Source organism: Nocardia crassostreae, assembly GCF_001613405.1.
GTDB lineage: Bacteria > Actinomycetota > Actinomycetes > Mycobacteriales > Mycobacteriaceae > Nocardia > Nocardia crassostreae.
This window is the reverse complement of the sequence record NZ_BDCH01000040.1, coordinates 82,025-105,230: the sequence shown is the minus strand read 5'-3', so window position 1 is coordinate 105,230 and position 23,206 is coordinate 82,025. Positions and strand designations below refer to the sequence as shown.

The window sequence follows — 23,206 nt, the reverse complement described above, 5'->3', positions numbered from 1 at the left end:
GCTGCGACACAGCCTGACGGCAGGGGTGGCCGGTGGTCTTGAACAAAAATCTCGGCGCGCGAATTCGCATCGCCGCGCGATCGTCACCTCACGGGCGGATCGCGCCCGGCGTCACGCCGAAGTAGCGCTTGCAGATTCGCGTCAGATGCGCCTGATCGGCGAACCCCGTCGCGGCCGCCACCACGGCCGGAGTCTGCCCCGCCAGCAACAACCGGCGGGCGCGGTTGGCGCGCAACCGCATCAGATAGGCGTGCGGCGGCAACCCGTACGCGGCCCGGAAGGCGTTCATGAGCGCGGCCCGCGACATCCCCGCCGCCGCACCGAGTTCCGCGATGGTGACCGCCTCGGTCCAGCGGTCGTGCAATACCTGACGAGCCGCGTCCACGCCCCGGCGCGGCGCCACCCCCGCCGCACCCGCCCGCCCATGCCGGGCATGTCGATCCAGCACCGCCCCCAACCCCGCGATCAGCAATGATTCCGCCGTGAGCGCATCGCCCGCCAACTCCTGCTCGCGATGCACCATCCGCAACCGGCCGAACAATTCGTCATCCCGCACCGCGGTCTCGGGGAACCACACTTCCCTGTTCCCCCACCGCTCCCCCGCCAACTCCGCGACCAGTCCCGTATCGAAATAGAACTCCGATACCGCCATCCGTCCGCCGCCGGCGCGAACCCGGTGTGCACCTGCCCTGGATTGATGATCACCAACTGCCCGGCGGGAATCACCACCTTCCCCCCGGCCATGTCCAGCCCCTCCGCCCCCTCTTCGATCACCCCTACCGAGAGCTGCTCATGACTGTGCCGATCGAACTCGAACGTCTCGAACCGCGCCGCCAGCAACTCGACCTGTGAACTGGCCGCCGCCGTCCACAACCGAGCATGCTCCCCGCAGCCTGAACCATGAAAACAGCCGATCAGTGCTTCTTCTTGAAGGGCAGCACCTGCACGATCAGCACCACGATGGTGCCGACGACGAATCCGACCACCGCCGAAGCGGCCGTATTCGTCAGCCACGCCAGCAGTCCCCCGACACCTTGGACGGCATCGCGGACAGCCTCCTCGGCATGGTGCACCAACTCGTACGGCGCGTGCCAGCCGAGCTCATCGGTGCCGGTGAGCAGGATGTGCCCGCCGACCCAGAGCATCGCGACCGTACCGATGAGCGACAGCGCCGTCAGCAGTTTGGGCATCCCCGTCACCAGTCCGCGACCGACGGCCTGCGCAAACCGGGAGGACCGCTGGGCCAGCGCCAATCCGACATCATCCATCTTCACGATGACGCCGACAACGCCGTACACCGCGGCGGTGATAACCACGGCGACAATGACAAGAATGATCAGCCGAGGGAAGAACGACTGGTGGGCAACCTCATTGAGGGCGATCACCATGATCTCGGCGGACAGAATGAAATCGGTGCGAATAGCGCCCGCGGTCATCGCCTTCTCATCGGCGGCCCCGTCGGCCTCGGGCCCGTGGCTGTCATGGTGCAGGAACCGCCCCAGCACCTTCTCCGCGCCTTCGAAGCACAGATAGGTGGCGCCGATCATCAGGATCGGTGTGAGCAGCCACGGCACGAACTGGCTGAGAATCAGCGCCGCCGGAAGAATGAACACCAACTTGTTGCGCAGCGACCCGATGGCGATCCGCTTGATCATCGGAAGCTCACGCTCCGCGGTGATGCCATGCACATACTGCGGTGTCACAGCGGTGTCGTCGATGACCACCCCGGCGGCCTTCGCGGTCGCCCGCCCGGTAGCCGCCCCGATGTCGTCAATGGAAGCAGCCGCGAGCCGGGCCAGCGCGGCCACGTCATCGAGGAGTCCGAAAAGGCCTGCGCTCATGCCCCGCAGATTACCGGCCCGACGGCCGACAGCATGAATGTGCCGTCGACCATCATTCCTTGGCTCGTGGCCGAAGCCCGTGGGGCGTGCCACGGAATCCGGCCTCCTTCGGATTGTCGACATGCGGGCTACGACGAACTCCGACGATCGAAAACGAAGTAGGGGTGGCCCTTTCGGGCACCCCTACTCCGTCAAGGGTCGCGATCGTCTACTCGGCGCTGCGGTGCGGGTAGGAGCTCTGCATCGACAGGAACCGGAGGTCGAGGTCTTCCTCGAGGTAGTCCATACGGCGTTCCCAGAAGGACACCATGTGCGGTAGCGCCAGGTGACGCTCGAAATCCTCCTGGGAGCGCCACACCTCGTAGAGAACGAAAATCGACGGGTCGTTCGCATCCTCGTGGAAGTGATACTCCAAGGCCCCGTCTTCGGCGCGAGACGGTGCCACGAACGACAGCAGCAATTGCTTCAGCTCGTCGGCACTGTCCGGTTTGGGCCGGGCGATTCCCACGACGGCCAGCGGAGCTCGATCGGCAACTGAGACGTCGTCCACGCTCTCCGGTTTACGAATCAGCAGATTGCCCAGAACCAGATAGTCGATTTCGGTACTCAAGAAGCATCGGATGGCATCCTCCGGGGAACCGACGATCGGCTCACCGGCAACATTGAAGGAGGTATTGATCAAGTACCCCATACCGGTTCGTTCTTGCACCTCACGAAGCAACTCGGCCAGTAGCGGGTTCTGACTGTCGTCAACCGTCTGAACCCGGGATGTGCCGTCGACGTGACTTACCCCCGGAATCTGGTCGCGGAACTCCTCCCGCACGGGCACCACGAATGTCATATCCGGAGAGGGCGCGAGTTTCCCCATGTCGAAAAGTCTGTTGGCATCGGATTCCAGAACCACGGGCGCAAAGGGGCGAAACGGTTCTCGATGTTTGACGCGAAGATTGATGATGTCCTTGATGTCCTCGAACTTCGGGTTTGCGAGAATACTTCGGCTACCGAGGGCACGAGGGCCGTACTCGGCGCAGCCCTGGAACCAGCCGATGACAACTTTCTCGGTCAGCAATTCGGCAGTCTTCGCGGTGACGTCGGCAGCATTCAGCTCCGTCACGACAATGCGATCCTCGAACAGCCGGGTAGCCTGGAGCATTTCTTCGTGTGTGTACTCCGGACCCAGATATGTCGTACAGGGCGCCGGGGTGACGTGCCCGTACACATGACCGACGAATGCCGCCGCACCGATGGGGAGTCCGGTATCACTGGCTCCGTAGCTCACATCCACGGAGGCGAAGTTACCGGCCTCCAGCACCTTGGTATTATTGACACAATTCAGTGCGACGCCACCTTCATGAATCAGGTTCGAAAGACTCGTGCATTTGGATAGTTCGGCAATCTGATGAGCAGTCGCCAGCTCGAGGACATCCTGTGCCGCACGTGCGACTCGCGCCTTGAACTCCACGGTATCTCTGGTGGAATCGTTTCCGCCGAAGAGGCGGTCGAGCTCGCTTTCGTAGGCGATGTGACTCTGTGGACCGCCCAGCGGAATGGTGAATCTGATCCCACCATGGTCGAGGAGTGTGATCAGTGAATCGATAATTTGCGGATCAGTTGGGTTCGGGCAGTATGCGGAGAGCCCCATCACCTTGTATTCATCATTGTTCGGATAGAATCCCAGGTAGCGGGTTATTTCACTGTAGAACAGCCCTATCGAATTGCCACTACCTATGGTCAGATGTTCGAAGACGGTAATCTCACCGCTCTCGATCTGGCCCGAAACAGACGAGTTCCGCTCCCCTCGGCCGTCGCTGATGAAGAATACGGAATCACCGCCACCACGTACCTGGTAGCCGCACATCAGGTGGGCCATATGATGCGGAACGAGAATCAGCTTTCCGGCCGGAATCCTGTACCCGGTCTGCGCATGGAAGTCGTTCGCAATCTGCTCCGGCGCGAAGAGTCGCTCGTATAACTTATCGAACTCCGCAAGTACCATCGAGCGAAGGTCCGGGTCGGGCACAGCTTCGGCCACATCCCCCTTCATCAACTCGAGTACTTCATCCGTAAATGCCCACGGAAAAGCAAAGTAGTCCACATCGGACAGCGAAATGCCAGCCTTTTCGAGGCACCAGTCTATCGCATTCGACGGAAACTTGGTCGTCTTCTTTTCCCTGTTCAGACGCTCCTCTTCGACGGCCGCGACGACTTGGCCGTCGATTATGATTGCAGCTCCGGCATCGTGGCCTACGGCCGCGTAGTGATCTATTTTTTCCGGTCCCGGAAGCATGAGATCCTGATCGCGGCTGCGAGTGAACCCGTTGTAGCCCAAAAAAATCAAAACAACTCTCCTCAGATAGTGGAATTACACTGATTTATTCGAAAGTAGCGAGGGCGCGGGCCGCATCGGGCCACCGGTCGTCTCGAACCCGATCACGGCATTCACCGTCAGGAGCGAGAACAGGATGGTCACCAACCCCAGGAGGCTGGCGGTTGCCGTGGAGAGACCCGTCATCACAGCAAATATCGACGGTCCGCTCATGAAGAAATTCCCGCCGTACAACGCCCCGAGTGCGAGCGGAAGAATCAGAATTCGGCTCATCCCGTGCGCACGGGAGACGAAAAGACGCAGGGCAACTGCCGTGAGCAACTCGAGGGCCGCGTTGAAGACCGGAACCGTGAACGGCAGTTCGAATATTCTCAGCGGCTGACCGCCCACGTATCGGTACAGTCCCGCGTTGATGATCGACATTTGCGCCGCCGCATCGAAGAGCACAAGCGCTCCGTAGAGTTTCCAGACGGCGCCGCTCGACCAGCTCCGCTCCAATGCGACCATGAAAATGCAGATCGCCGTGCAATACCAGCCCAGATAGACCAGGATGCCCCACACCGGGATGTCTTCCTGGAATTGGCGGACGTAGGGAACACCGTCCGGGACCGCATACGTGACGCCTATCAGCTTATCGAGTAGACCCTCGAACGGAGCGGCAGCAAGACATGATACGAGCAGCGCGAACAGATAATACTTTCGGTGTTTCGCCCAGATCCGGATCGCCCACCCGGCCAGTCCGGCGGTCCAGACGATCATGACTGCCAGGCAGATATTTCCTACCACGGCGATACCGTGCTCACTCATCTCGGTGCGCCTATTCCGCGTAACGCGCCTGTGACGATTGCGATCCCCCGCCTATTCATTATTTACCCCTACTCGATCTGCGCTGGCCACCTGTTGAGCGTATCGAGACGGTTTGGCCGGTTAAATAATCCGAACGGGGCGTCAAGTACGCCTTTCGGGCCAATGCGCTGCGGCCCCCGCCCCAGCCGGGGCACGTGCCGCCGATCCGCGGACCGACCACTACGCATCCGCCGCAGCGGTCGCCTCCGACATGTTTCGTTGATTCATGGTGGCTTGGGTGCTATGACCGAATCGACCGTGCTGATGGACCGCATTGGCCGGGGAAACGAGGTAGGTCGGTCGTGATAATTCCGTTGCGGGATGGGCAAGGCGCCGAGATCAGTTATCTGCGAGTGGGTTTGGGGTGGGATCCGGCGCGACGCAGGCCCTGGGGCAAGCAGGCCGAGATCGATCTGAATATCGCGGCCATGATCTACGACGACGTCGGCCTCATCGATGTCGTCTATCACGAGCAGATGTTCTCCGCCGACCGGGCGGTGCGCCTGCACTGGGACAACCTCACCGGCGAAGGTCCGGGGGACGACGAGATCATCACCGTCGATCTGGCTCGCATGGATGCTGCCGTGACGGCCGTGCTCTTCGTGGCCACCTGCTACACCGGGCAGGATCTGTCCGGGGTCGAGGATGCCTTCTGCCGCATCGTGAACAGCGCGACCACCACCGAGTTGGCCCGCTACGACATTGCCGCTGTCACCGGCACCGGCTTCATCATGGGTGGACTGTTCCGCCCGAGCGGAACCTGGGAGTTCCGGGAAATCAACGAGGGCATAGCGGCCCGGCACCCGGTCGAGGCCGTACCCCACCTCGAACGCTTCCTGTAGCCGCAGAGCAGGTCGTCGTCACCGCGCCTTGCGAACCAACGGCACGCGCAGTCGGCGGCGGCCGCCGCGCGCCGCCCGAGGTGCGCGGCGCGGGCGGCTGTAGCGCAGGAGCTCCATCAATCGATCCTCGGCGGCGCGATACCGCTGCATGTCGACCCGCAGCCGCCACACGACCTCCGGATCACCGGGTTCGAGGACCGTCGCGCGCACCGGCAGGACATACCCCGCGATCCGCGCGTCGGAGAGCGCGAAAAGCACCCGGTAGACCTGCGATTCGTCCAGGTCGGCGAGCGCTCCCCAGGCCCGGGCGTGCAGCCCGTTGCTCAAGCCGCGCGACGGAATCCAGTGCGGGGCGACAGCGTGGCTCGCCCACGGATCGGGAACCGCCTGCGTCACCTCGAACTGGTTTCTCACAGTCCCGATACTCCGACTAGTCCTTCTTCATCATCTCGTAGATGCGCTTGCACTCCGGGCAGACCGGAGAGCCGGGCTTGGGGGACTTGGTCACCGGGAAGACCTCGCCGCAGAGGGCTACCACGTGGGTGCCCATGACGGCGGACTCGGCGATCTTGTTCTTCTTCACGTAGTGGAAGAACTTGGGGGTGTCGTTGTCGGTCGACTCGTCGGTGGTCGTATCCGGACGGACCAGGGTGTCTGATGCGCTCACCTGATCCATGATGCCAGGGTGTGGTCGGGGGCTCATCGGAACCACCGGCATGTGACTTCGACAGGCTGTAGTGGAAGACTCGGGGTATGCAGCGCGACGGCGATTTCGAGGCCGAGGTCGGTGGCGGCGATCGCCCCGAGGTCGAATTTCATCCAGCCGGTTCGATTCCGAACCCGCCGCGCAAGCCCGAGGGCTATTTCCCGGGGGAGAAAGAGCATCCGGCGCTGATCACCGAGGCGGCGCCGTCACTGAAGCAGCAGCATCGGGATCGGGTTCGGCGGTACACCATCCTCATGGCGTTCCGGATTCCGTGCCTGGTGCTGGCGGCGGTGGCCTACAGCGTGTGGGAGAACTGGGTGATCTCGCTGCTCATCATCGGGATCTCGGTGCCGCTGCCGTGGATCGCGGTGCTCATCGCCAATGACCGGCCGCCCCGCAGCAAGGACGAGCCCAGCCGCTGGGACGGCCGTCGCGAGGACCAGACCGCTATCGAATCACGCCCGCACCGCGCCATCGATGGCTGAGGGGACCGCCCGGCGGATGCTCAGGGACATGAGTGCCGCCACGGCGCGCAAACCGCCCGCGATGTAGAAGGCCAGGCTGTAGCTGCCCTGGATATCGCGAATCACGCCCGCGCCCGCCGCCGCCACGGCCGCGCCGATCTGATGCGAGGCGAAGACCCAGCCGAAGGCCACCGGACCGTCCTCGCCGAAGTGCTCCCGGCGCAGCGCCACGGTCGGCGGCACGGTCGCGATCCAGTCCAGGCCGTAGAAGATGATGAACGCCCACATGCTCGGCTCCACATCGGGGGCCAGCAGCGCGGGCAGGAACAGCAGTGAGATCCCGCGCAGCGAGTAGTAGCCGAGCAGCAGATACCGCGAATCGAACCGGTCGGTGAGCCAGCCCGAGGCAATGGTCCCGGCCACATCGAACACGCCGACCAGCGCGAGCAGTCCCGCGGCGGTGGTGACGGGCATGCCGTGATCGTGGGCGGCGCTCACGAAATGGGTGCCGATGAGCCCGTTGGTGGACATACCGCAAATCGCGAAACCGCCTGCCAGCAGCCAGAACACCGGCTTGCGCGCCACCGTGAACAGCACCGTCAGCGCCCGCGAGGCCCCACCGGTGACGGCGACCCGCACCCCGACCGGACTGCCCGGCTCCGCACCGTAGGCGGTCTCCCCGATATCGCTCGGGTAGTCGCGGATGAAGAACCACACCAGCGGCACCACCGCGAGCGAGATGGCCGCCACCAGCAGCGCCGGAAACCGCCAGCCCTGATCATGGGCGAGCGCGGCGATCAAGGGCAGGAAGATCAGCTGCCCGGTCGCGCCCGCCGCGGTGAGCACGCCGGTGACCAGGCCGCGCTGCTTCACGAACCACCGCCCGGAGATGATGGCCACGAACGGCATGGACATCGAGCCCACGCCCACGCCGACCACCACGCCCCACAGCAGCACCAACTGCCACGCCTGGGTCATGAACACCGTCAGTCCGCTGCCCGCGGCCACCAGCACCAGCGCGCCCGCCACCACCCGGCGAATGCCGAGGCGGTCCATGAGCGCCGCCGCGAACGGCGAGATCAGGCCGTAGAGCAGCACATTCACCGAGACCGCCGCCCCGATGGTGCCGTGCGACCAGCCGAATTCCGCATGCAGCGGATCCATGAGCACGCTGGGCACCGAGCGGAAGGCCGCCGCGCCGATGAGCGTCACGAAGCCGACCGCGGCCACGATCCAGGCCGGATGCAGTCGCCGCCGGGTGGGCAATGCCGTTCCGCCGCCCGGTGATTGCGTGGCGGGATCGTTTCGAAGTTCAGTCACCGCACGAGCGTCCCGGAAATCGCGGTCGCGAACGAGTGGCCTGAATGCCACAATGCGTAAAGATCACGCCAACTCAGCGAGAGGGAGCACCCCATGCCGAAACCCCATCTGGTGGCCGTTCTCGCCCTGGAACCGACCGTCGGCTTCGATATGACCATCCCGACCACGGTGCTCGGCTCGGCCCGCGACGAGGCCGGAGAACCGCTCTACGAGGTCCACGTCTGCGGGCTCAGCACCGATAAGATCGCCTCCACCACCGGGTATTTCATCGTGCCCGAGTTCGGCCCGGAGCTGCTGGCCCGCGCGGACACGGTGATCGTGCCGGGCACCCGCATTCACGGCCCGCGGGTGGAGGGCGCGCTGGACGCGGACCTGGCCGCCGCGCTGGGCGCCATTCGCCCCGAGGCCCGCATCGTCTCCATCTGCACCGGCGCCTTCGTGCTCGGCGCCGCCGGTCTGCTCGACGAGCGCCGGGCGACCACGCACTGGCGTTTCGCCGATCTGTTCCGATCCATGTATCCGCGGGTCCGCCTGGACGAGAACCTGCTGTTCGTGCAGGACGGAAACATCTGGAGCTCGGCCGGTCTCACCGCCGGAATCGATCTGTGCCTGCATCTCATCCGCACCGATCACGGCGCGGCGGTGGCCAATGACGTGGCCCGCTACTGCGTGGTGCCGCCCTGGCGGGAAGGCGGTCAGTCGCAATACATCGAACGGCACATCCCCGAATCGGACGGCGGCACCGCCGCGACGCGACTGTGGGCGCTGCGGCATCTCGACCGCGATCTCGATCTGAATTCCCTTGCCGCCCACGCCTGTATGAGCGTGCGCAGCTTCACCCGGCATTTCAAGGCCGAGACGGGAATGGCGCCGGGCGCCTGGGTGCTGCAACAAAGGCTCCGGCATGCGCGACAGCTGCTGGAGACCACCGCGCTGCCGGTGGACGAGGTGGCCCGGGCGGCCGGACTGGGCACCGCGGCCTCGCTGCGGCACCATATGCTCGGCCAGCTCGGGGTGTCACCGCTGGCCTACCGCAAGACATTTCGTTCCGGTCCGGTGCACACCGTCGCGGCGACGGGGCTCGCATTGCGGGATTAGCCTCGGCGGCAGCGGACGGGCATCGGCAGCGCGAACAAACGAGTGTTGGGAGACAGCATGACGATTCGGTGGGTCTGGGCGTTCCTCGACCGTCCGGCAGCGCAATTCGACGAGTGCGCCGAGTTCTGGGCGACCGTCACCGGTTCGGCCTTGTCACCGCGGCGCGGGGAGAACTCCGAATTCCTCACCCTGCTCCCGGAGTCCGGTGCGTCCCTGGTGAAGATGCAGGCCATCGCGGGCGATGAGCCGCGCCTGCATCTGGATCTCGACGTGGACGATATCCCGGCCGAGACGCGGCGCGCGGTCGGACTGGGCGCGACGCTCGTGCTCGAGCATCCGGACTACACGGTTCTGAAATCCCCGCACGGCATGATCTTCTGCCTCACCCCGGCGGGCCGGGGCGGCGGTGAGCTCACGCCCACGGTGGTGGGTCCGGAGGGCGATCGCAGCCGTCTCGATCAGGTCACCCTGGATATCGGCGCGGCCGATCACGACGACGAGGTGCGGTTCTGGAAGGAGCTGACCGGCTGGAACCTCACGGCGAGCACGCTGCCGGAATTCACCCGGCTGCGGGCGGATCCGCAGCAGGCGATCAATCTGCTGTTGCAGCGACTCGGCGCGGATCGGCCCACCTCGGCGCATGTGGACCTGGCCTGCACCGACCGGCACGCCACCGCCGCCTGGCACGAGAAACTGGGCGCGCGTCGGCTAGCGGAGGGCAGCAACTGGCTCGTCATGACGGATCCGGCCGGTCAGGTCTATTGCCTGACCGGCCGGACGCCTGCCTGAAAACCGTTCAGCTCCAACCGGTCCGCGGCTCCGGCCGCGCGGCCGGAGCGGAATTGGCCAGGGCTTCCAGATCCTCGAGGAACTTCTCGACGCTCTCGGCCCGGGCCTGCGGGGTGTTGACGTGCTCGCGCAACTTCTCCTCGGTGAGCGCGAGCATGGCGGCCGACAGATCGGCCTCCAGATCGCGGATCAGCTGCCTGCGGAATTGCAGGATCTGCTCGCGACCCTGTTTCCGCACGCGCGTCACCTCCTCGGTGGCCGCCTCCCGCATCTGCGCGATGATGCGGTCGGCGTCGATGCGCGCTTCCTCGCGCATCCGCTCAAGCTCGGCCTGCACCTCCTTGACGGAGCTGTCGTAGGCCTGCTTCGCCCGGAGCAACCGGTCCGCCGCCTTCTCGCTGTCGTCGAGTTGCTTCTGGACCTGTTCCTGGGCCTTGCTCATGACCTTCTTCACCGGCGGCACAATGTATTTCACGAAGAACCACACAATGACGCCGAAGCCGAACAGCTGGCTGAAGAAGATCGGCCAATCCCAGGTGATGTTGTAGATACCTTCGGCTGCGAGCAGGTCGTACGTGTCGATCACGACCCCTGTCCTCTCTGATGACCGGCACTGGTGCGGGTACGGCCGTTCGTGCCGAGCATTCGATCGGCCAGATCGTGGGCGAGTGGTTCGACGGATTCACGCAGTTCGGCGGCGACCTGATCGGCCTCGGCGCGCAGTTGCGCCGTGGTCTCCGCGACAATGTGGTCGGCCTCCTGCTGGGCCTCGCCGCGGAGTTCCTCGAGAATCGCCCTGCCCTCCGCGCGCGCTTCGTTGCGGATTTCCGCGGCCTCCGCGCGCGCCTTCTCGAGCGCCGTGTTGTAGCGGGCCTCGGCCTCCGCGAATACCTCGGAGGCTTCCTTGGCGGTCACCGCCGTCTCGCTGATGCGCGCCCCCCGTTCCTCCAATACCTTCCGGATCGGCGGAACCACGAAGAACCAGATGACCCCGAGCACGATCAGGAAGATCGCCAGCTCGACGAAGAAGGTGCCGTTGGGAATCAGAAAATTCTGTTGGGCCACCACATCTGTTCTCGGCGACATGACGTCGTCTACTTGCCGGGAGTAGCGAATACGAACAGAGCCATGAACGCTAGATTGATGAAGTAGGCCGCCTCGACCAGACCGACGGTCAAGAAGAAGTTGATGCGCAGTTTGGGTTCGGCCTCGGGCTGTCGCGCGACGCCGTTGATCAGGGCCGCGCCGGCCAGGCCGTCACCGATGCCCGCGCCGATGGCGCCACCCGCCATGATCAGGCCGCCGCCGATCAGAGCGCCTTGGACAATGGTCGCAGTTTCCATTCTTCACTTCCTTGTTAGAAACGATTCGGTACGGAGTTGGCCCGTCGGTCAGTGCTTGTCGTGCTCGAGCGACATGGACGAGCTGAAGTACAGGATGGTCAGCAGAGAGAAAATGAATGCCTGGATGAGCCCGACGAACATATCGAACAGCTTCCAGACGGCATTCGGACCCCAGCTGATCCAGAAGGGGAACAACGTGATCACCGAGATCATCACCGTGCCCGCGAACATATTGCCGAACAGTCGCAGGGACAGAGAGATCGGTTTGGCGATCTCCTCGATCACGTTGATGAAGACCATCGGCCCCCAACCGGTATGGCCTTTCAGCAGTTGTTTCGCATGGCCGCCCGCTCCGCGTCGCCAGACACCGGCGAGTTGGTAGAAGATGAACACGAACACCGCCAGCGCGAAGACGAAGTTGACATCGGAAGCGGGCGGTTTGATCAATTCGCCCTGGCCGTACTGGACCGGGAGCACCGACAGCCAGTTGGACACCAGGATGTAGACGAAGAGCGTGACCGCCAGCGGCACCGCGAACGGCGCGATCTTGACGCCGATGGCGCTCTCCACCTGATTGCGCATCTGGACCGTGACGGCCTCGAAGAACAACTGCACGCCGTTGGGGACGCCCGAGGTGATCTTCGCCCGGAGATAGAAAGCCAAGGCGAGCACGATGATCGCGGCCACCACGGTGGAGACGATGGTGTCGACATTGAAGGTCATCCCGAACAGATGCGCCTGCATGTACTCGCCGGCATGGATCTTGGATTCACCCTCCGCTGCCGCGAACAGACCGAAGGGACCGCCCGGTGGGGCGATCGATGCGACTGGATAGCTCATGATTGCTGTCGAAGCCCTTTCAGTTCGGGCACAACGGTGTGGTAGATCAGCACGATCTGGAAGACGGCCAGCCCGAAGAAGATTCCGATGCCGTTGGGCCGGGTAAAGATGGCGATCAGGATAGCCAGACCGGTCAGTGAAAGCAGGCGCGCGGCGGAGGACATCGCCAGTTTCTGCTTACTCGGCGTTTCCGAATCGGTGATGCGCACAATGGTCATCCAGGTGAGCTGAGCGTTAACCCAGCCGAGGGTGAGTCCGGCGCTTATGTAAACACCCAGCAACAATCGATCCAGCACACCAGTAATCATCAGAGCCAGGACGCCCAGCACTGCCGCTATTGCGGCTGTCCGACGCCGGATCCTGTTGACATCCACTTATGACACCGCCTCGCCGTCATACCACCTCGTCGTGGAGCCGCACATGATCGCAGCATACACAGGCGAAGAACATTGCGTGACAACAATTCTGATCTTCAAATTTTTGATCTTGAATTGCGGAAACGACTTTCGGCCACCCGCCACCGGCAAACCTCCGATCTCGTTGTTCCTCCGCAGGTCCCGGCCCCGCCGATGGGGATCGAGGGAATCCATACGGAATGGTCTGTAGAGCCCGTTTGTCCACCCCCCGGAAACGCTCGGGAAAGCTTAGACGCAAGGTTGCGAATAATTGCCAGAATGACGCTGAATTCCGGCATGTCGGACATCGGCGAGGCTGAGCAGGGGCCGGTTCTCTATGCCCGAGGGTTGCGGTGGCAGAGTTGGCAATCATGCCGACGCACCAGACGACCGCCTCGTCCCTGCTCGCCGACCTCGCTCCGGCGCTGCGCGCCGCGCTGACCCGCGTCGGCTACGACGCCGATACCCTCCTCGACGCGCTCGGCGACGACGCGCACGCCGTGCCCGAGCGCGAGGCGGCCGCGGCGCTGGCCCCCGTCGACCTCGATCGCGCGGTGGCCGCCGGACTGCTCGCCCGCGACGGCGCGCAGGTGCGCGCCGCGCTCGATCTGCGTCCGCTCAATCTGGGCTCCGGCACCCGCTGGGTGCTGTCGGACCTCGACGACTCCATGCACCGCCGCTCCCTCGACGCCGAGCACGGCCTGGGCGTCGGGCAGGCCTCGCTCTCGCTGCTGCGCGCCACGCCGACGAATCCGGTCGGCACCGTGCTGGACCTCGGCACCGGCTGCGGCGTGCAGGCCATTCACGCGAAGTCCTACGGCCGCACCGTCACCGGCACCGATGTGAGCAAGCGGGCGCTGTGGCTGGCCGAGGCCAATGCGGCCCTCAACGAGCTGGATATCGAACTGCGCGAAGGCTCCTGGTTCGGACCCGTGGCGGGCCGCCGCTTCGATCAGGTCGTCGCCAATCCGCCGTTCGTGGTGGGTCCCGCGCGCATCGAGCACACCTATCGCGATTCCGGGCTGGCCCTCGACGGCGCCAGCGAACTCGTCATCTCCGGAATCCCGGAACTGCTGAACCCGGGCGGCACCGCGGCGCTGCTGGCCTCGTGGGTGCATATAGAGGGACAGGACTGGCGGACGCGGGTGTCGAGCTGGCTGCCCGATCAGGGTGTCGAGGCGTGGATCGTGCAGCGCGATATCGCCGATCCCGCCCTGTATGTCGGAACCTGGTTGCGCGACGCCGGATTGGATCCGCGCGAGGTGGCGGCCCAGGCCCGCGCCGAGCAGTGGCTCGACGCCTTCACCGCCGCGGATGTCGAGGGCATCGGCTTCGGCTTCGTCTATCTGCGCGCCATCGACGGCCCCACCGAACTGCTCGCCGAGGACCTCACGCACGGCTTCGACGATCCGCTGGGCGCGGAGGCGACCCGCTACTTCGAGCGCTCGGCCTGGTTGCGCGCCGTGGCCACGGATCCGGACCGCATTCTCGCCACCCGTTTCGAAGTGGATCCGGCCACCGCGCTGGAGCGCGTGTACCTGCCCGGCCCCGACGGCTGGGAACAGCGGGTGGCGCGATTGCATCGCGGTGACGGCCCGCGCTGGCAGCACGAGGTCGACGACACCATCGCCGCGCTGCTGGCCGGTATGCGCCCCGACGGCCTGCCGCTGAGCGAACTCGTCGAACTGCTCGCCTTCGGCGAGACCGGCGATGCCGCGACCCCGGAATTCGAAGCCGCCGCGCTGGGCGTGGTCGTCGGCCTGGTGCGCCACGGCCTGATCCATCCCCGCTGAACTCGCCCCGCTCGGCGGTCATATAGCCTCCCAGACCGGAATTCAGGAAGTGATACCGGTCACATACCGGGCTTGCTGGTCATGATCCGGGGAATGCCGATGACCTGCGCATCGTTGCATCGGCAGCTCGACGGACCAGCAGCAGGGGCAGGGGTCATTGACACGTAATCGATTGTCGCGAGCCGAAGTTCGGGTCCAGCGGTGGCAACCGCCCGGACACCGGCGGACGCCCGCGCGACGGCCGTGTTCCCCGACCTGCGCCGTTCTCAGGAACTTCTCAGACGTGCGCCGTAAAAACCGCAGCTCAGATGCGGTTTATGCAGCCCGCCGCGGGGAACTTTCCTGATGTCGGGTCCGTTGAACAGAGCGAGACACCACCGACAGGAGGCAAGTCATGACAAGCCCCGCCACCACTGACGTGCGCACCAGCGAACAGGACCTCGACGCCCAGAGCCCCGCAGCCGACTTGGTACGCGTGTACCTGAACGGAATCGGCAAGACGGCGCTGCTCACGGCCGCCGACGAGGTCGAGCTGGCCAAGCGCATCGAGGCGGGCCTCTACGCTCAGCACCTGCTGGAGACGAGCAAGCGACTGTCCGCGGCCCGCAAGAAGGATCTCGCGATCCTGGTCCGTGAGGGTCAAGCCGCCCGCCAGCATCTGCTCGAAGCGAATCTGCGCCTCGTGGTGTCGCTGGCCAAGCGCTACACCGGCCGCGGAATGCCGCTGCTGGACCTCATCCAGGAAGGCAACCTGGGCCTCATTCGCGCCATGGAGAAGTTCGACTACACCAAGGGCTTCAAGTTCTCGACCTACGCCACCTGGTGGATTCGGCAGGCCATCACCCGCGGTATGGCCGATCAGAGCCGCACCATCCGCCTCCCCGTGCACCTCGTGGAGCAGGTCAACAAGCTGGCCCGCATCAAGCGCGAACTGCATCAGCAGCTCGGTCGCGAGGCCACCGATGCGGAACTGGCGCGCGAGTCCGGCATTCCGCAGGAGAAGATCGCCGATCTGCTCGATCACAGCCGGGATCCGGTAAGCCTGGATATGCCGGTCGGCAATGACGAAGAGGCCCCGCTCGGTGATTTCATCGAGGATTCCGAGGCCACCTCCGCCGAGTCCGCCGTCATCGCCGGTCTGCTGCACCGCGATGTGCGCACCGTGCTTGCCACCCTCGACGAGCGGGAGCAGCAGGTCATCCGCCTGCGCTACGGCCTCGACGACGGCCAGCCGCGCACCCTCGACCAGATCGGCAAGCTCTTCGGGCTCTCCCGCGAGCGGGTCCGCCAGATCGAGCGCGAGGTCATGTCCAAGCTCCGCAAGGGCGAGCGCGCCGACCGCCTGCGCGCCTACGCGAGCTAGGCCTCCGATACATCGGGCCGTCTTCGAGGCGTCGGCCCGATCCACGCCGGTCGGTTTCGGTACCCGCCTGTCCCCCTCCGGGTATCGCGAACCGACCGGCTTTTTCGTGTGCGGCGTAGGATCACTCCTCGAACGTGTCCGGAACTACCGCCGAGCAACCGGAGTGGACATGGCCAGGAAGCAGACCGTCGAAGAGTTCCTCGCCGATTCCCCGCATCCCCGCAAGGCCAAGATCGAGGAGTTGCGCGCCGCCATCCTGCTGGCGAATCCCCAACTCACCGAACAGATCAAGTGGAATGCCCCCAGCTTCTGCGTCAACGGCGACGACCGCATCACCTTCCAACTCCAGCCCAAGGACGTCGTCGCCCTGATATTCCACCGCGGCGCCAAGAAACGGGACGGCGACGCGGACGGCTTCACCTTCGACGACCCGACCGGCCTGATCGACTGGCGCTCCCCCGACCGCGGCCTGATCGGCTTCGCCGACAAGCAGGACGTGCAGGCGAAGCTTCCAGCCGTCGTGGATCTCGCCACCCGGTGGATCAAGGCCACCGCCGACTGATTCGCGCACACCCGGAGCCGGGACTGGCGGTACACCGATCCTGCTGACACTCTGATTCGCACATGGATTGCGAATCAGGGGGCGCAATGGGAAAAAGGCTTAGGCACTTCGATTTCGAGCATTCGAGGGCGGCCCGCGTCTTGCTCTGGCTTGTACTCGGGGGCGGAATCCTGGTGGGCGCGCTGCACATCGGGAATGCCGGATCCGCTGTCCGGCAGGATATTCCCGCGAATCCGATCACCGCGATCGAGGAACTGGTTCGGGGACACCTGAATTGGCCACGTGGCGCCACCACGGTGGCGGTCCTCGCGGTCGTTCTCGTCGTAGTGCTGGTGGGAATCGCCCGATTCAGGGCGGCGGGCAGGAAACTTCGGCCGCTCACGACCCGCGGTGTACGACAGCGGGCGGTCCGGCTCGGCCTGCGGCTCGGACCCGGCGACGCACCCGGCGTGGCGATCGGCCGCGCGGCCGCGAGCGGACGACGACTCTACGGTTCCTACGAGGATCTGCACCTGGATATCTGGGGACCCCGGCGGGGCAAGTCGAGCCGCCGGTGATCCCAGCGATCGTGACGGCGGTCGGCCCGGTCATCGTGACATCGAACCGGTCCGACATCGTCGAGGCGACGCGAAAGGTGCGGACGGCCAAGGGCAGCCGCACCTGGGTGTTCGACCCGCAGGGCATCACCGGCGAAGCGCCGACGTGGTGCTGGGACCCGCTGGCGTGGGTCGGCGGCGACGACGCCCGCGCCACCCAGCTGGCCGCGCACTTCGCCGCCACCGACACGCACGCCGATCGCCAGGACTATTTCGAGATCGAGGGCGAGGAACTGCTGGCGGCCTTCTTCCTCGCCGCCTCGGTGGACCATCGCCCGATCACCCAGGTGTGGGAGTGGGTGACCAATCCCATCGATACCGAACCGATCGAGCTGCTGCGCCGGGCGGGACGGCACTTCGCCGCGGCCGAATTGTCCGCCATGTACAACGCCGATCCGCGACAGCAGAGCGGAATCTTCGGCACGGCCAAGAAGCAGGCCCGCTGCCTGCGATTTCCGGATGTGCACCCGTGGATCACCCCGACCGACGACCGTCCGGCCTTCGATGAGCTCGCCTTCCTCGGGGACAACGGAACCGTCTACGCGCTGTCCGCCGAGGGGCGCGGTTCGGCGGCGCCGCTGGTGAGCGCCTTCATCGAAGCCGTCCTCGATGTCGCGGGCCCGCAAGGCGGCCCGCTCTCCCGGCGGCAGACTGGCGATCCCGCTGCTGGCGGTGCTCGACGATGCCGCGAATGTGGTGCGGTGGCGCGACTTCCCGCAACGGTCCGGCCAGTGCGGAGGCCGCGGCATCGTCGTGATGACCATGCTCCAGTCGTGGGCCCAGGGCGTGCGCTGCTGGGGCCGCGGCGGTATGGACGAACTGTGGTCGGCCGCGACCATCAAGGTGCTGGGCGGCGGCGTCGACGACATTCCACATCTGCGGGACAGGCCGGGGGTACCGGATCTGCGCTCACTGCCACGCGGCCGGGCGGTGCTGCTCGCGTCGGGGGTGCCGCCGGTGCTGATCGAGACCGAGCCGTGGTGGGACGGGGAATACGCCGCGGCGATACACGACTCGGCCGAACCGGTTCGACCACCGATCGCCGACGTGCCGGACGACCCGGAGGAGGCGTCCGATCCGTCCGACGCTCCGGGGTCGATACAAGAGGTGCGCCCCTTGTGATCCGGCTCGGATCAGCAGGCGTGGAAGCTGGCTCGGTACTGCTTCGGGGAAGCGCCCAGGCGGTGGGTGAAGTGGTGGCGCAGGGTGGTCGAGGTGGCGAAACCGGCCTGCCGGGCAATGGTTTCGATGGGGAGGTCGGTGGTTTCGAGGAGTTCGTGGGCGTAGCGGACGCGGGTGGACAGGAGCCATTGCAGGGGTGTGGTGCCCACCTGGTCCTGGAAGTGGCGGGTGAGGGTGCGGACGCTCAGCGATGCGTGGCGGGCGATATCGGTGAGGGTCAGGGAGCGGTGCAGGTTGGCTTCCATCCAGGCGAGGGTGTGCTGGAGCGGGTTGTCGGGGCGGCCCGGGACGGGGTGGTGGATGAATTGCGCCTGGCCGCCTTCGCGTTGGAGCGGCATGACGATGCCGCGGGCGGTGTAGGCGGCGACGGCCGCGCCCAGATCGCGGCGGACCAGGTGCAGGCACAGGTCCAGACCGGCGGCGACACCCGCCGAGGTGAGGAGTTGGCCGTCGTCGATGAACAGGACGGCGGGGTCGACCTCGACGCTCGGATAGCGCTGCGCCAGCTCGTCGGCGTGGCGCCAGTGCGTGGTGGCGCGGCGGCCGTCCAGCAGGCCGGTGGCGGCGAGGGTGAAGGCGCCGACACAGACCGAGGCGATGCGCGTGCCGCGGGCGGCGGGCGCGCGCAGGGCCGCCAGGACCGGTTCCGGTTGGGGCGCGGCGAAATTGGCGTGACCGGGAATGACGATGGTGTCGGCGGCGACCAGATCGGGTAGGTCCCATTCGGTGCGCAGGGTGAAGCCGCCGAGGGACGGATCGGCGAGGATCTTCCGGCCGGGGGCGACCAGGCGGATCTCGTAAGCGGGTGCGGGCGTGAGGGTATTGGCCGTGCCGAAGACCTGGCCGGGGATCGTGAGTTCGAACGGGACCACCGCGTCGAGGGCCAGAATCGCTATCACGTGCATGGCCAGAATTTAATGCACCCTGTCGTTCTGGCCACTGTTCGGGTGGTGTGCGCCCGTCGAAGAATCGAGGGCACCTACCCCTCAGGAGACACAGTGAGTGATCAGCTACCCGAACCCTTCAATGATTTCGATCTGTCCGCAACGGAATTGACCATCGCGGCCTATCAGTTCGCGGAGAGCGCGGAGACGTCGGTGGTCTTCGCGCACAGCGTACGCAGCTATCTGTACGCGCGGGAACTCGCCGCGCAACTGCATCCGGGCGCCGAGTACGACGACGAACTGCTGTTCCTCGGCTGCGTGCTGCACGATATCGGGCTGAGCGCGGCCGGAAACGGCGATCAGCGGTTCGAAGTCGATGGCGCGGACACCGCGGCGGCCTTCCTGCGCGACCACGAAGTGGCCGAGCCGCGCGTGCGGATCGTGTGGGATGCGGTGGCCCTGCACACCTCCGACGGGATCGCCGGGAAGAAGGAGCCCGAGGTGGCGCTCGTCCAGCTCGGCACCGCGGCCGATGTCGCCGGGCGCAATCGGGAGCGGCTGCCCGCCGCGCTCGTGGAGCGGGCGCACCGCGTCTTCCCCAGGGCCGACCTGAGTTTCGCGCTCACCGACGAGATCATCGCCCAGTTGCACGGCAAACCGGGCAAGGCCGGTCCGCTCAGCTTCCCGGGGCAACTGCTGCTCCGCAGCCTGCCCTATGGCGCGATGCCCGATTGGCACGATCTCATGGCGCAGACCGGGTGGAGCGATCGGCCGCTCGCCGCGCGCACACCCGAACTCGCCGCGACGCCGGAGGAACTGGCGGAGCTGTTCGTGAAACGGCTGGCCGCCGGGGATCTCGACGGGCTGGTCGAGTTGTACAAGCCCGCGGCGGTCTTCGCGCCCGCACCCGCCATGACGGTCTACGGCACGGAGCAGATCCGCGAGAGCCTGCGCGACTACGTGAGCGCCGGTTCGCGAGTCTCGCTGCAACTCAGGCGGATTCACACCGCGGGCGATATCGCCCTGCTGTCCAGTGACGCCACCGTCACCGGCTTGGCGGACTAACCCGTCACCACGACCACCACCGAGGTCGCGCGCAAGCAGCCGGACGGCCGCTGGCTCTACGCCATCGACCACCCGTTCTTCGGCGAATAGCCCCGAACCGCCAAGGCCATGCCCAGCACCCTGGCCAATGCCATCGTCCAGGGCCTGCATCCGGAGCGCGCGCTGGCGGGAATCGGCGGGGCGGATCTGTCGAACGGCTGGGGCGACTAGGCGCGCTCCCGGGGCTCCGGCCTCGCAACCATCGGATCGTCCCAGCGGCGCTTCTGACGGTCCGGCCGCGTCATCGGCCGGACCGTCAGGGGCCCGGCGAGATCAACGCCCGGCAGGGAGCCGGTGCGGGCAGGCGCCCTTTGAAGAATCGGTCGGGTGTCACGCCCATGACCGAACGGAAGTCCGCGACCATATGCGACTGGTCGTAGAAGCCGTTGTCGGCCGCCAGCCGAGCGTGGGAAGGCTGTGGTTCACGGCGCGCGTTCCGGTCGTCGCGGACCGTGCCGGGGGACCACGGCGCATCGGGCGTCGCGGCGACAATGCGGCGGATACGGGCTATGCGGGCGAAGTGCTTGGGCGAGACGCCGATTCCGGTCGCGAAGAGGTTGCGGAGTTGGCGTTCGCTCACGGCCAGATCGGCGGCGAGCGCGCCGACCGGTGCGGGCGCACCGAGCAGGGAGTCGACGGCCGCAGCGAGTAGGCGGCGGTGGTCGCGCGCTATGGCGTCTTCGGAGATGCGGTGTGGGAGAGCTTGTTCCAGGAAGCCGAGGGCGTCCTCGGGTCCGAGTTCGGTCAGCGCGGCGGCGAATTCGGCGGCGGGGCCGGGCACCTCGCCGAGCGGCAGTGCGCGGTCGGCGAGATCGGCGGCGGGCAGGCCGAGCAGGGGCCGGGATGCACCCGGAGCCAACCGCAATCGCAGGCATCCTGCCGGTTTCTTGGCGGTGGAGTACGTGGCGCGGGTCTGCGGGCCGACCACCAGCGCTTCGCTGCGGCCCGAGGGTTCGGTGCGGACGACTATGGTGGTCACCGCGTGCGGGATGTGGGTGAACGGCTCGAAGGGTTCGAAGACCGTGGGGATGTGGCCGACTTCGGCGATCCACGGGCGCAAGGACTCCGGGGGTGTCGTCGCGTGCTCGAAGAGTTCGGCGGTGACGACGGTCGCCGGGCGTTCCAGGGTGGTCACCGGATTCACTGTAAGCGGGTTGCGGGTGGTGCGCTGTGCCGGTTTTTCCTATAGCCGGGCCGGGTGGGCACGCCAGGGTTGACGGCATGATCGTGATTACCGGTGCGACAGGCACCATCGGCGGCGAAGTGGTCCGGCAGCTGGCGGCGCGCGGCGAACGCGTGCGGGCCGTGGCGCGGAATCCCGAACGAGCGCAGTTCCCGACCGAGGTCGAGGTGGTGCGCGGCGATTACACGGATACCACGTCCATGGCCGCGGCCTTCGACGGCGCGGAGGCGGTCTTCGTGGTCGGGCTGCTCGGACCCGAGTTCGTGGACCTGGATCAGGCGCTCATCCGCGCGGCCCGCGATGCGGGGGCGCGCCGGATCGTGAAGCTGTCGGCCATCGGTACCGGCGATCCGGGACTCGGCCGAGTGGGCACCTGGCACATGCCGGGCGAGCGGGTGGTCCGGGAAAGCGGGGTGGCATGGACCATCCTGCGGCCCAGTAGTTTCGCCTCGAATACGTTGAGCTGGGCACAGCCCATCGCGGCCGGGCAACCGGTGCCGAATCTGACCGGCTCCGGTGCGCAAGGCGTCGTCGATCCACGCGATGTGGCCGCGGTGGCCGTCGAAGCCCTGCTCTCCGACGACCACGCGGGCCGTATCTACACCCTCACCGGCCCGCGAGCCGTGACGGCCCAGGACCAGGCCGATGCGCTGGCCACCGTGCTGGGCAGGCCGATCGGCACCGTCGACATCCCGCACGACACCGCCCGCGAGCACATGCTCGCCGCGGGCATGTCCGCCGAGTTTGCCGATGGCGCGCTGGCGGGCCAGGCCTTTAGCCGGGCGGGCCACAATAACGTCGTCACCGACGATGTCGCGCGGATCCTCGGCCGCGCCCCGCGCAGCTACGCCGACTGGGCGCGTGACCACGCCGCCGCCTTCGCGCCCGCCTAGGCGTCCGCGAGCACCGCGTCCAGACGGTGCAGGATGCTCGGCCAGCCACCGCGCATGATGCTGCGGGAGAGCTGGGCGGTGGGGTCGTCCGGGTCGAAGCCGTTGTGGGTCAGGACGACTCGGGTGCCGTGGCCTTCGGGATGGAGGTCCCAGGTCACGGTCCAGCCGGTCGGGCGCTCGGCGGCGGCGTCCTCCCAGGAGATGCGCAGGCGCTTGGGCGGGACGGCCTCGAGGACTTCGCAGCTGATCTCGCCGGAGAAGTTGGTGGCGGGGATAGGCTTGGCGCGCAGGCTGAATCGGGTGCCGACGACGGGTTCGAAGCCGTCGGGTTCCATGAGCCACTGCGCCATGAGCGACGGTGTGGTGAGTGCCCGCCACACCTTGCCGGGCGCATGCGAATAGAACTGGTCGAGTTCGATGGTGGTGGGGTCGTCGGTCACCGGGCGCGCTCCGTCGGGTCGGATTCGTCGGGCATATCGTCGGTTTCGTCGGGCATGGCATCGAGGGTGGCGCCCAGATCGCGCATGCGGGAGCGCCAGAACCGCTCGAACGGATCCAGCCAGGATTGCAGATCGTGCAAGGGCTGCGGCTCCACGCGGTAGTAGCGATGCCGCCCGCGCTTCTCCTCGCTGACCAGCCCGCAGTCGCGCAACACCTTCAGATGCTCGGACACGCTCGGCCGGGCCATATCGAACCGCTCGGCGATATCCCCGACCGTCCGCTCACCATCGAGCAGCACATCGAGGATGTCCCGGCGGGTGGGATTGGCCAGGGCGCCGAACACCAGGTCGGCGAGGCTGGATTTCACGCGCTGCGGCATCGGCCCTTCATTCGCT

27 protein-coding genes and 2 pseudogenes are annotated in these 23,206 nt (G+C 66.2%); 12 read left to right on the top strand and 17 right to left on the bottom strand.

The genetic code is table 11. The annotated features are described in order from the left end of the window. Positions 1-88: 88 nt before the first annotated feature. The 5 genes and pseudogenes from NC4_RS35270 to NC4_RS35255 form a co-directional block, all read right to left on the bottom strand. Complete coding sequence (locus NC4_RS35270; RefSeq protein ID WP_084530077.1) at positions 89-652, bottom strand: helix-turn-helix transcriptional regulator; 564 nt, start codon at positions 650-652, stop codon at positions 89-91. Between the two features lie 44 nt (positions 653-696). After that, positions 697-1,014, bottom strand: a pseudogene (locus NC4_RS44925) (AraC family ligand binding domain-containing protein); the annotation flags it as partial. Continuing rightward, the gene (locus tag NC4_RS35265; RefSeq protein ID WP_067547737.1) at positions 915-1,841 is read right to left on the bottom strand and encodes a DUF808 domain-containing protein; all 927 of its coding nucleotides are present in this window, start codon (positions 1,839-1,841) and stop codon (positions 915-917) included. The pseudogene NC4_RS44925 and the gene NC4_RS35265, both read right to left, overlap by 100 nt. A gap of 208 nt (positions 1,842-2,049) precedes the next feature. Further along, entirely contained in the window at positions 2,050-4,179 is a 2,130-nt protein-coding gene (locus NC4_RS35260) for a carbamoyltransferase C-terminal domain-containing protein (protein WP_218021382.1), read from the bottom strand. 24 nt (positions 4,180-4,203) lie between these two features. Beyond that, entirely contained in the window at positions 4,204-4,974 is a 771-nt protein-coding gene (locus tag NC4_RS35255) for a hypothetical protein (RefSeq protein WP_067547730.1), read from the bottom strand. Between the two features lie 341 nt (positions 4,975-5,315). Between NC4_RS35255 and NC4_RS35250 the strand changes: the two genes are divergently transcribed. Beyond that, positions 5,316-5,855: a TerD family protein gene (locus NC4_RS35250; protein WP_169814935.1), complete on the top strand. Its 540-nt coding sequence runs from the start codon at positions 5,316-5,318 to the stop codon at positions 5,853-5,855. A gap of 18 nt (positions 5,856-5,873) precedes the next feature. Here NC4_RS35250 and NC4_RS35245 read toward each other — a convergent pair whose 3' ends face one another. Both NC4_RS35245 and NC4_RS35240 read right to left on the bottom strand, forming a co-directional pair. Further along, complete coding sequence (locus NC4_RS35245; RefSeq protein WP_157555413.1) at positions 5,874-6,269, bottom strand: hypothetical protein; 396 nt, start codon at positions 6,267-6,269, stop codon at positions 5,874-5,876. A 16-nt stretch (positions 6,270-6,285) separates the two neighbouring features. Further along, positions 6,286-6,531 carry a DUF3039 domain-containing protein gene (locus tag NC4_RS35240; RefSeq protein WP_067547724.1) on the bottom strand — a complete coding sequence of 82 codons (246 nt, stop codon included), beginning with the start codon at positions 6,529-6,531 and terminating at the stop codon, positions 6,286-6,288. A 77-nt stretch (positions 6,532-6,608) separates the two neighbouring features. On the opposite strand from NC4_RS35240, the gene NC4_RS35235 reads away from it, so the two are divergent. Then, entirely contained in the window at positions 6,609-7,046 is a 438-nt protein-coding gene (locus tag NC4_RS35235; protein WP_084530075.1) for a DUF3099 domain-containing protein, read from the top strand. Here NC4_RS35235 and NC4_RS35230 read toward each other — a convergent pair. Continuing rightward, positions 7,017-8,345, bottom strand: a complete 1,329-nt coding sequence (locus NC4_RS35230; protein WP_169814934.1) for an MFS transporter — start codon at positions 8,343-8,345, stop codon at positions 7,017-7,019. The two genes, NC4_RS35235 and NC4_RS35230, sit on opposite strands and share 30 nt — an antisense overlap. Before the next feature lie 93 nt (positions 8,346-8,438). On the opposite strand from NC4_RS35230, the gene NC4_RS35225 reads away from it, so the two are divergent. Continuing rightward, positions 8,439-9,443 carry a GlxA family transcriptional regulator gene (locus NC4_RS35225; RefSeq protein WP_067547719.1) on the top strand — a complete coding sequence of 335 codons (1,005 nt, stop codon included), beginning with the start codon at positions 8,439-8,441 and terminating at the stop codon, positions 9,441-9,443. Positions 9,444-9,500: 57 nt separating this feature from the next. Further along, positions 9,501-10,232 carry a VOC family protein gene (locus NC4_RS35220; RefSeq protein WP_067547714.1) on the top strand — a complete coding sequence of 244 codons (732 nt, stop codon included), beginning with the start codon at positions 9,501-9,503 and terminating at the stop codon, positions 10,230-10,232. A 7-nt stretch (positions 10,233-10,239) separates the two neighbouring features. Here the strand turns inward: NC4_RS35220 and NC4_RS35215 are convergent, their stop codons facing one another. The 5 genes from NC4_RS35215 to NC4_RS35195 all read right to left on the bottom strand — a co-directional run bounded on the left by NC4_RS35215 (position 10,240) and on the right by NC4_RS35195 (position 12,744). Further along, positions 10,240-10,818, bottom strand: coding sequence for a F0F1 ATP synthase subunit B family protein (locus NC4_RS35215; RefSeq protein ID WP_084530073.1), 579 nt, complete (start codon positions 10,816-10,818; stop codon positions 10,240-10,242). Then, entirely contained in the window at positions 10,815-11,318 is a 504-nt protein-coding gene (locus tag NC4_RS35210) for a F0F1 ATP synthase subunit B (RefSeq protein ID WP_067547710.1), read from the bottom strand. The genes NC4_RS35215 and NC4_RS35210 overlap by 4 nt, the downstream gene beginning before the upstream one ends. Positions 11,319-11,326: 8 nt before the next feature. Continuing rightward, entirely contained in the window at positions 11,327-11,575 is a 249-nt protein-coding gene (locus tag NC4_RS35205; RefSeq protein ID WP_067547707.1) for a F0F1 ATP synthase subunit C, read from the bottom strand. A gap of 48 nt (positions 11,576-11,623) precedes the next feature. Next, entirely contained in the window at positions 11,624-12,319 is a 696-nt protein-coding gene (atpB, locus tag NC4_RS35200; protein WP_245722149.1) for a F0F1 ATP synthase subunit A, read from the bottom strand. Between the two features lie 92 nt (positions 12,320-12,411). Next, positions 12,412-12,744 carry a hypothetical protein gene (locus NC4_RS35195; RefSeq protein WP_245722138.1) on the bottom strand — a complete coding sequence of 111 codons (333 nt, stop codon included), beginning with the start codon at positions 12,742-12,744 and terminating at the stop codon, positions 12,412-12,414. Between the two features lie 437 nt (positions 12,745-13,181). Between NC4_RS35195 and NC4_RS35190 the strand changes: the two genes are divergently transcribed. The 6 genes and pseudogenes from NC4_RS35190 (at position 13,182) to NC4_RS43630 (ending at position 18,246) form a co-directional block, all read left to right on the top strand. Continuing rightward, positions 13,182-14,603, top strand: a complete 1,422-nt coding sequence (locus NC4_RS35190) for a DUF7782 domain-containing protein (protein ID WP_067547697.1) — start codon at positions 13,182-13,184, stop codon at positions 14,601-14,603. A 394-nt stretch (positions 14,604-14,997) separates the two neighbouring features. Beyond that, the gene (locus NC4_RS35185) at positions 14,998-15,966 is read left to right on the top strand and encodes a sigma-70 family RNA polymerase sigma factor (protein WP_067547695.1); all 969 of its coding nucleotides are present in this window, start codon (positions 14,998-15,000) and stop codon (positions 15,964-15,966) included. A 169-nt stretch (positions 15,967-16,135) separates the two neighbouring features. Next, the gene (locus NC4_RS35180) at positions 16,136-16,528 is read left to right on the top strand and encodes a DUF1801 domain-containing protein (protein WP_067547877.1); all 393 of its coding nucleotides are present in this window, start codon (positions 16,136-16,138) and stop codon (positions 16,526-16,528) included. A gap of 140 nt (positions 16,529-16,668) precedes the next feature. Then, positions 16,669-17,085, top strand: a complete 417-nt coding sequence (locus NC4_RS43640; RefSeq protein WP_067547693.1) for a hypothetical protein — start codon at positions 16,669-16,671, stop codon at positions 17,083-17,085. Beyond that, a pseudogene (locus NC4_RS43635) lies at positions 17,082-17,543 on the top strand (type IV secretory system conjugative DNA transfer family protein); the annotation flags it as partial. The gene NC4_RS43640 and the pseudogene NC4_RS43635, both read left to right, overlap by 4 nt. 190 nt (positions 17,544-17,733) lie before the next feature. Further along, positions 17,734-18,246: a TraM recognition domain-containing protein gene (locus NC4_RS43630; RefSeq protein ID WP_067547688.1), complete on the top strand. Its 513-nt coding sequence runs from the start codon at positions 17,734-17,736 to the stop codon at positions 18,244-18,246. 11 nt (positions 18,247-18,257) lie between these two features. On the opposite strand, the gene NC4_RS35160 is transcribed toward NC4_RS43630, so the two are convergent. After that, positions 18,258-19,211: a GlxA family transcriptional regulator gene (locus NC4_RS35160; protein ID WP_067547685.1), complete on the bottom strand. Its 954-nt coding sequence runs from the start codon at positions 19,209-19,211 to the stop codon at positions 18,258-18,260. Between the two features lie 93 nt (positions 19,212-19,304). On the opposite strand from NC4_RS35160, the gene NC4_RS35155 reads away from it, so the two are divergent. Beyond that, on the top strand, positions 19,305-20,255 hold the full coding sequence (locus NC4_RS35155) for an HD domain-containing protein (protein ID WP_067547683.1): 951 nt from the start codon (positions 19,305-19,307) through the stop codon (positions 20,253-20,255). Between the two features lie 295 nt (positions 20,256-20,550). Here the strand turns inward: NC4_RS35155 and NC4_RS35150 are convergent, their stop codons facing one another. Next, positions 20,551-21,429, bottom strand: coding sequence for an AraC family transcriptional regulator (locus NC4_RS35150; RefSeq protein ID WP_218021381.1), 879 nt, complete (start codon positions 21,427-21,429; stop codon positions 20,551-20,553). Between the two features lie 86 nt (positions 21,430-21,515). On the opposite strand from NC4_RS35150, the gene NC4_RS35145 reads away from it, so the two are divergent. Beyond that, positions 21,516-22,370, top strand: coding sequence for an SDR family NAD(P)-dependent oxidoreductase (locus NC4_RS35145; RefSeq protein WP_067547681.1), 855 nt, complete (start codon positions 21,516-21,518; stop codon positions 22,368-22,370). On the opposite strand, the gene NC4_RS35140 is transcribed toward NC4_RS35145, so the two are convergent. Both NC4_RS35140 and NC4_RS35135 read right to left on the bottom strand, forming a co-directional pair. Continuing rightward, positions 22,367-22,810: an SRPBCC family protein gene (locus NC4_RS35140; RefSeq protein WP_067547678.1), complete on the bottom strand. Its 444-nt coding sequence runs from the start codon at positions 22,808-22,810 to the stop codon at positions 22,367-22,369. The two genes, NC4_RS35145 and NC4_RS35140, sit on opposite strands and share 4 nt — an antisense overlap. Continuing rightward, positions 22,807-23,190 carry an ArsR/SmtB family transcription factor gene (locus tag NC4_RS35135; protein ID WP_067547676.1) on the bottom strand — a complete coding sequence of 128 codons (384 nt, stop codon included), beginning with the start codon at positions 23,188-23,190 and terminating at the stop codon, positions 22,807-22,809. Before NC4_RS35135 ends, NC4_RS35140 begins: the two co-directional genes overlap by 4 nt. Between the last annotated feature and the right edge of the window lie 16 nt (positions 23,191-23,206).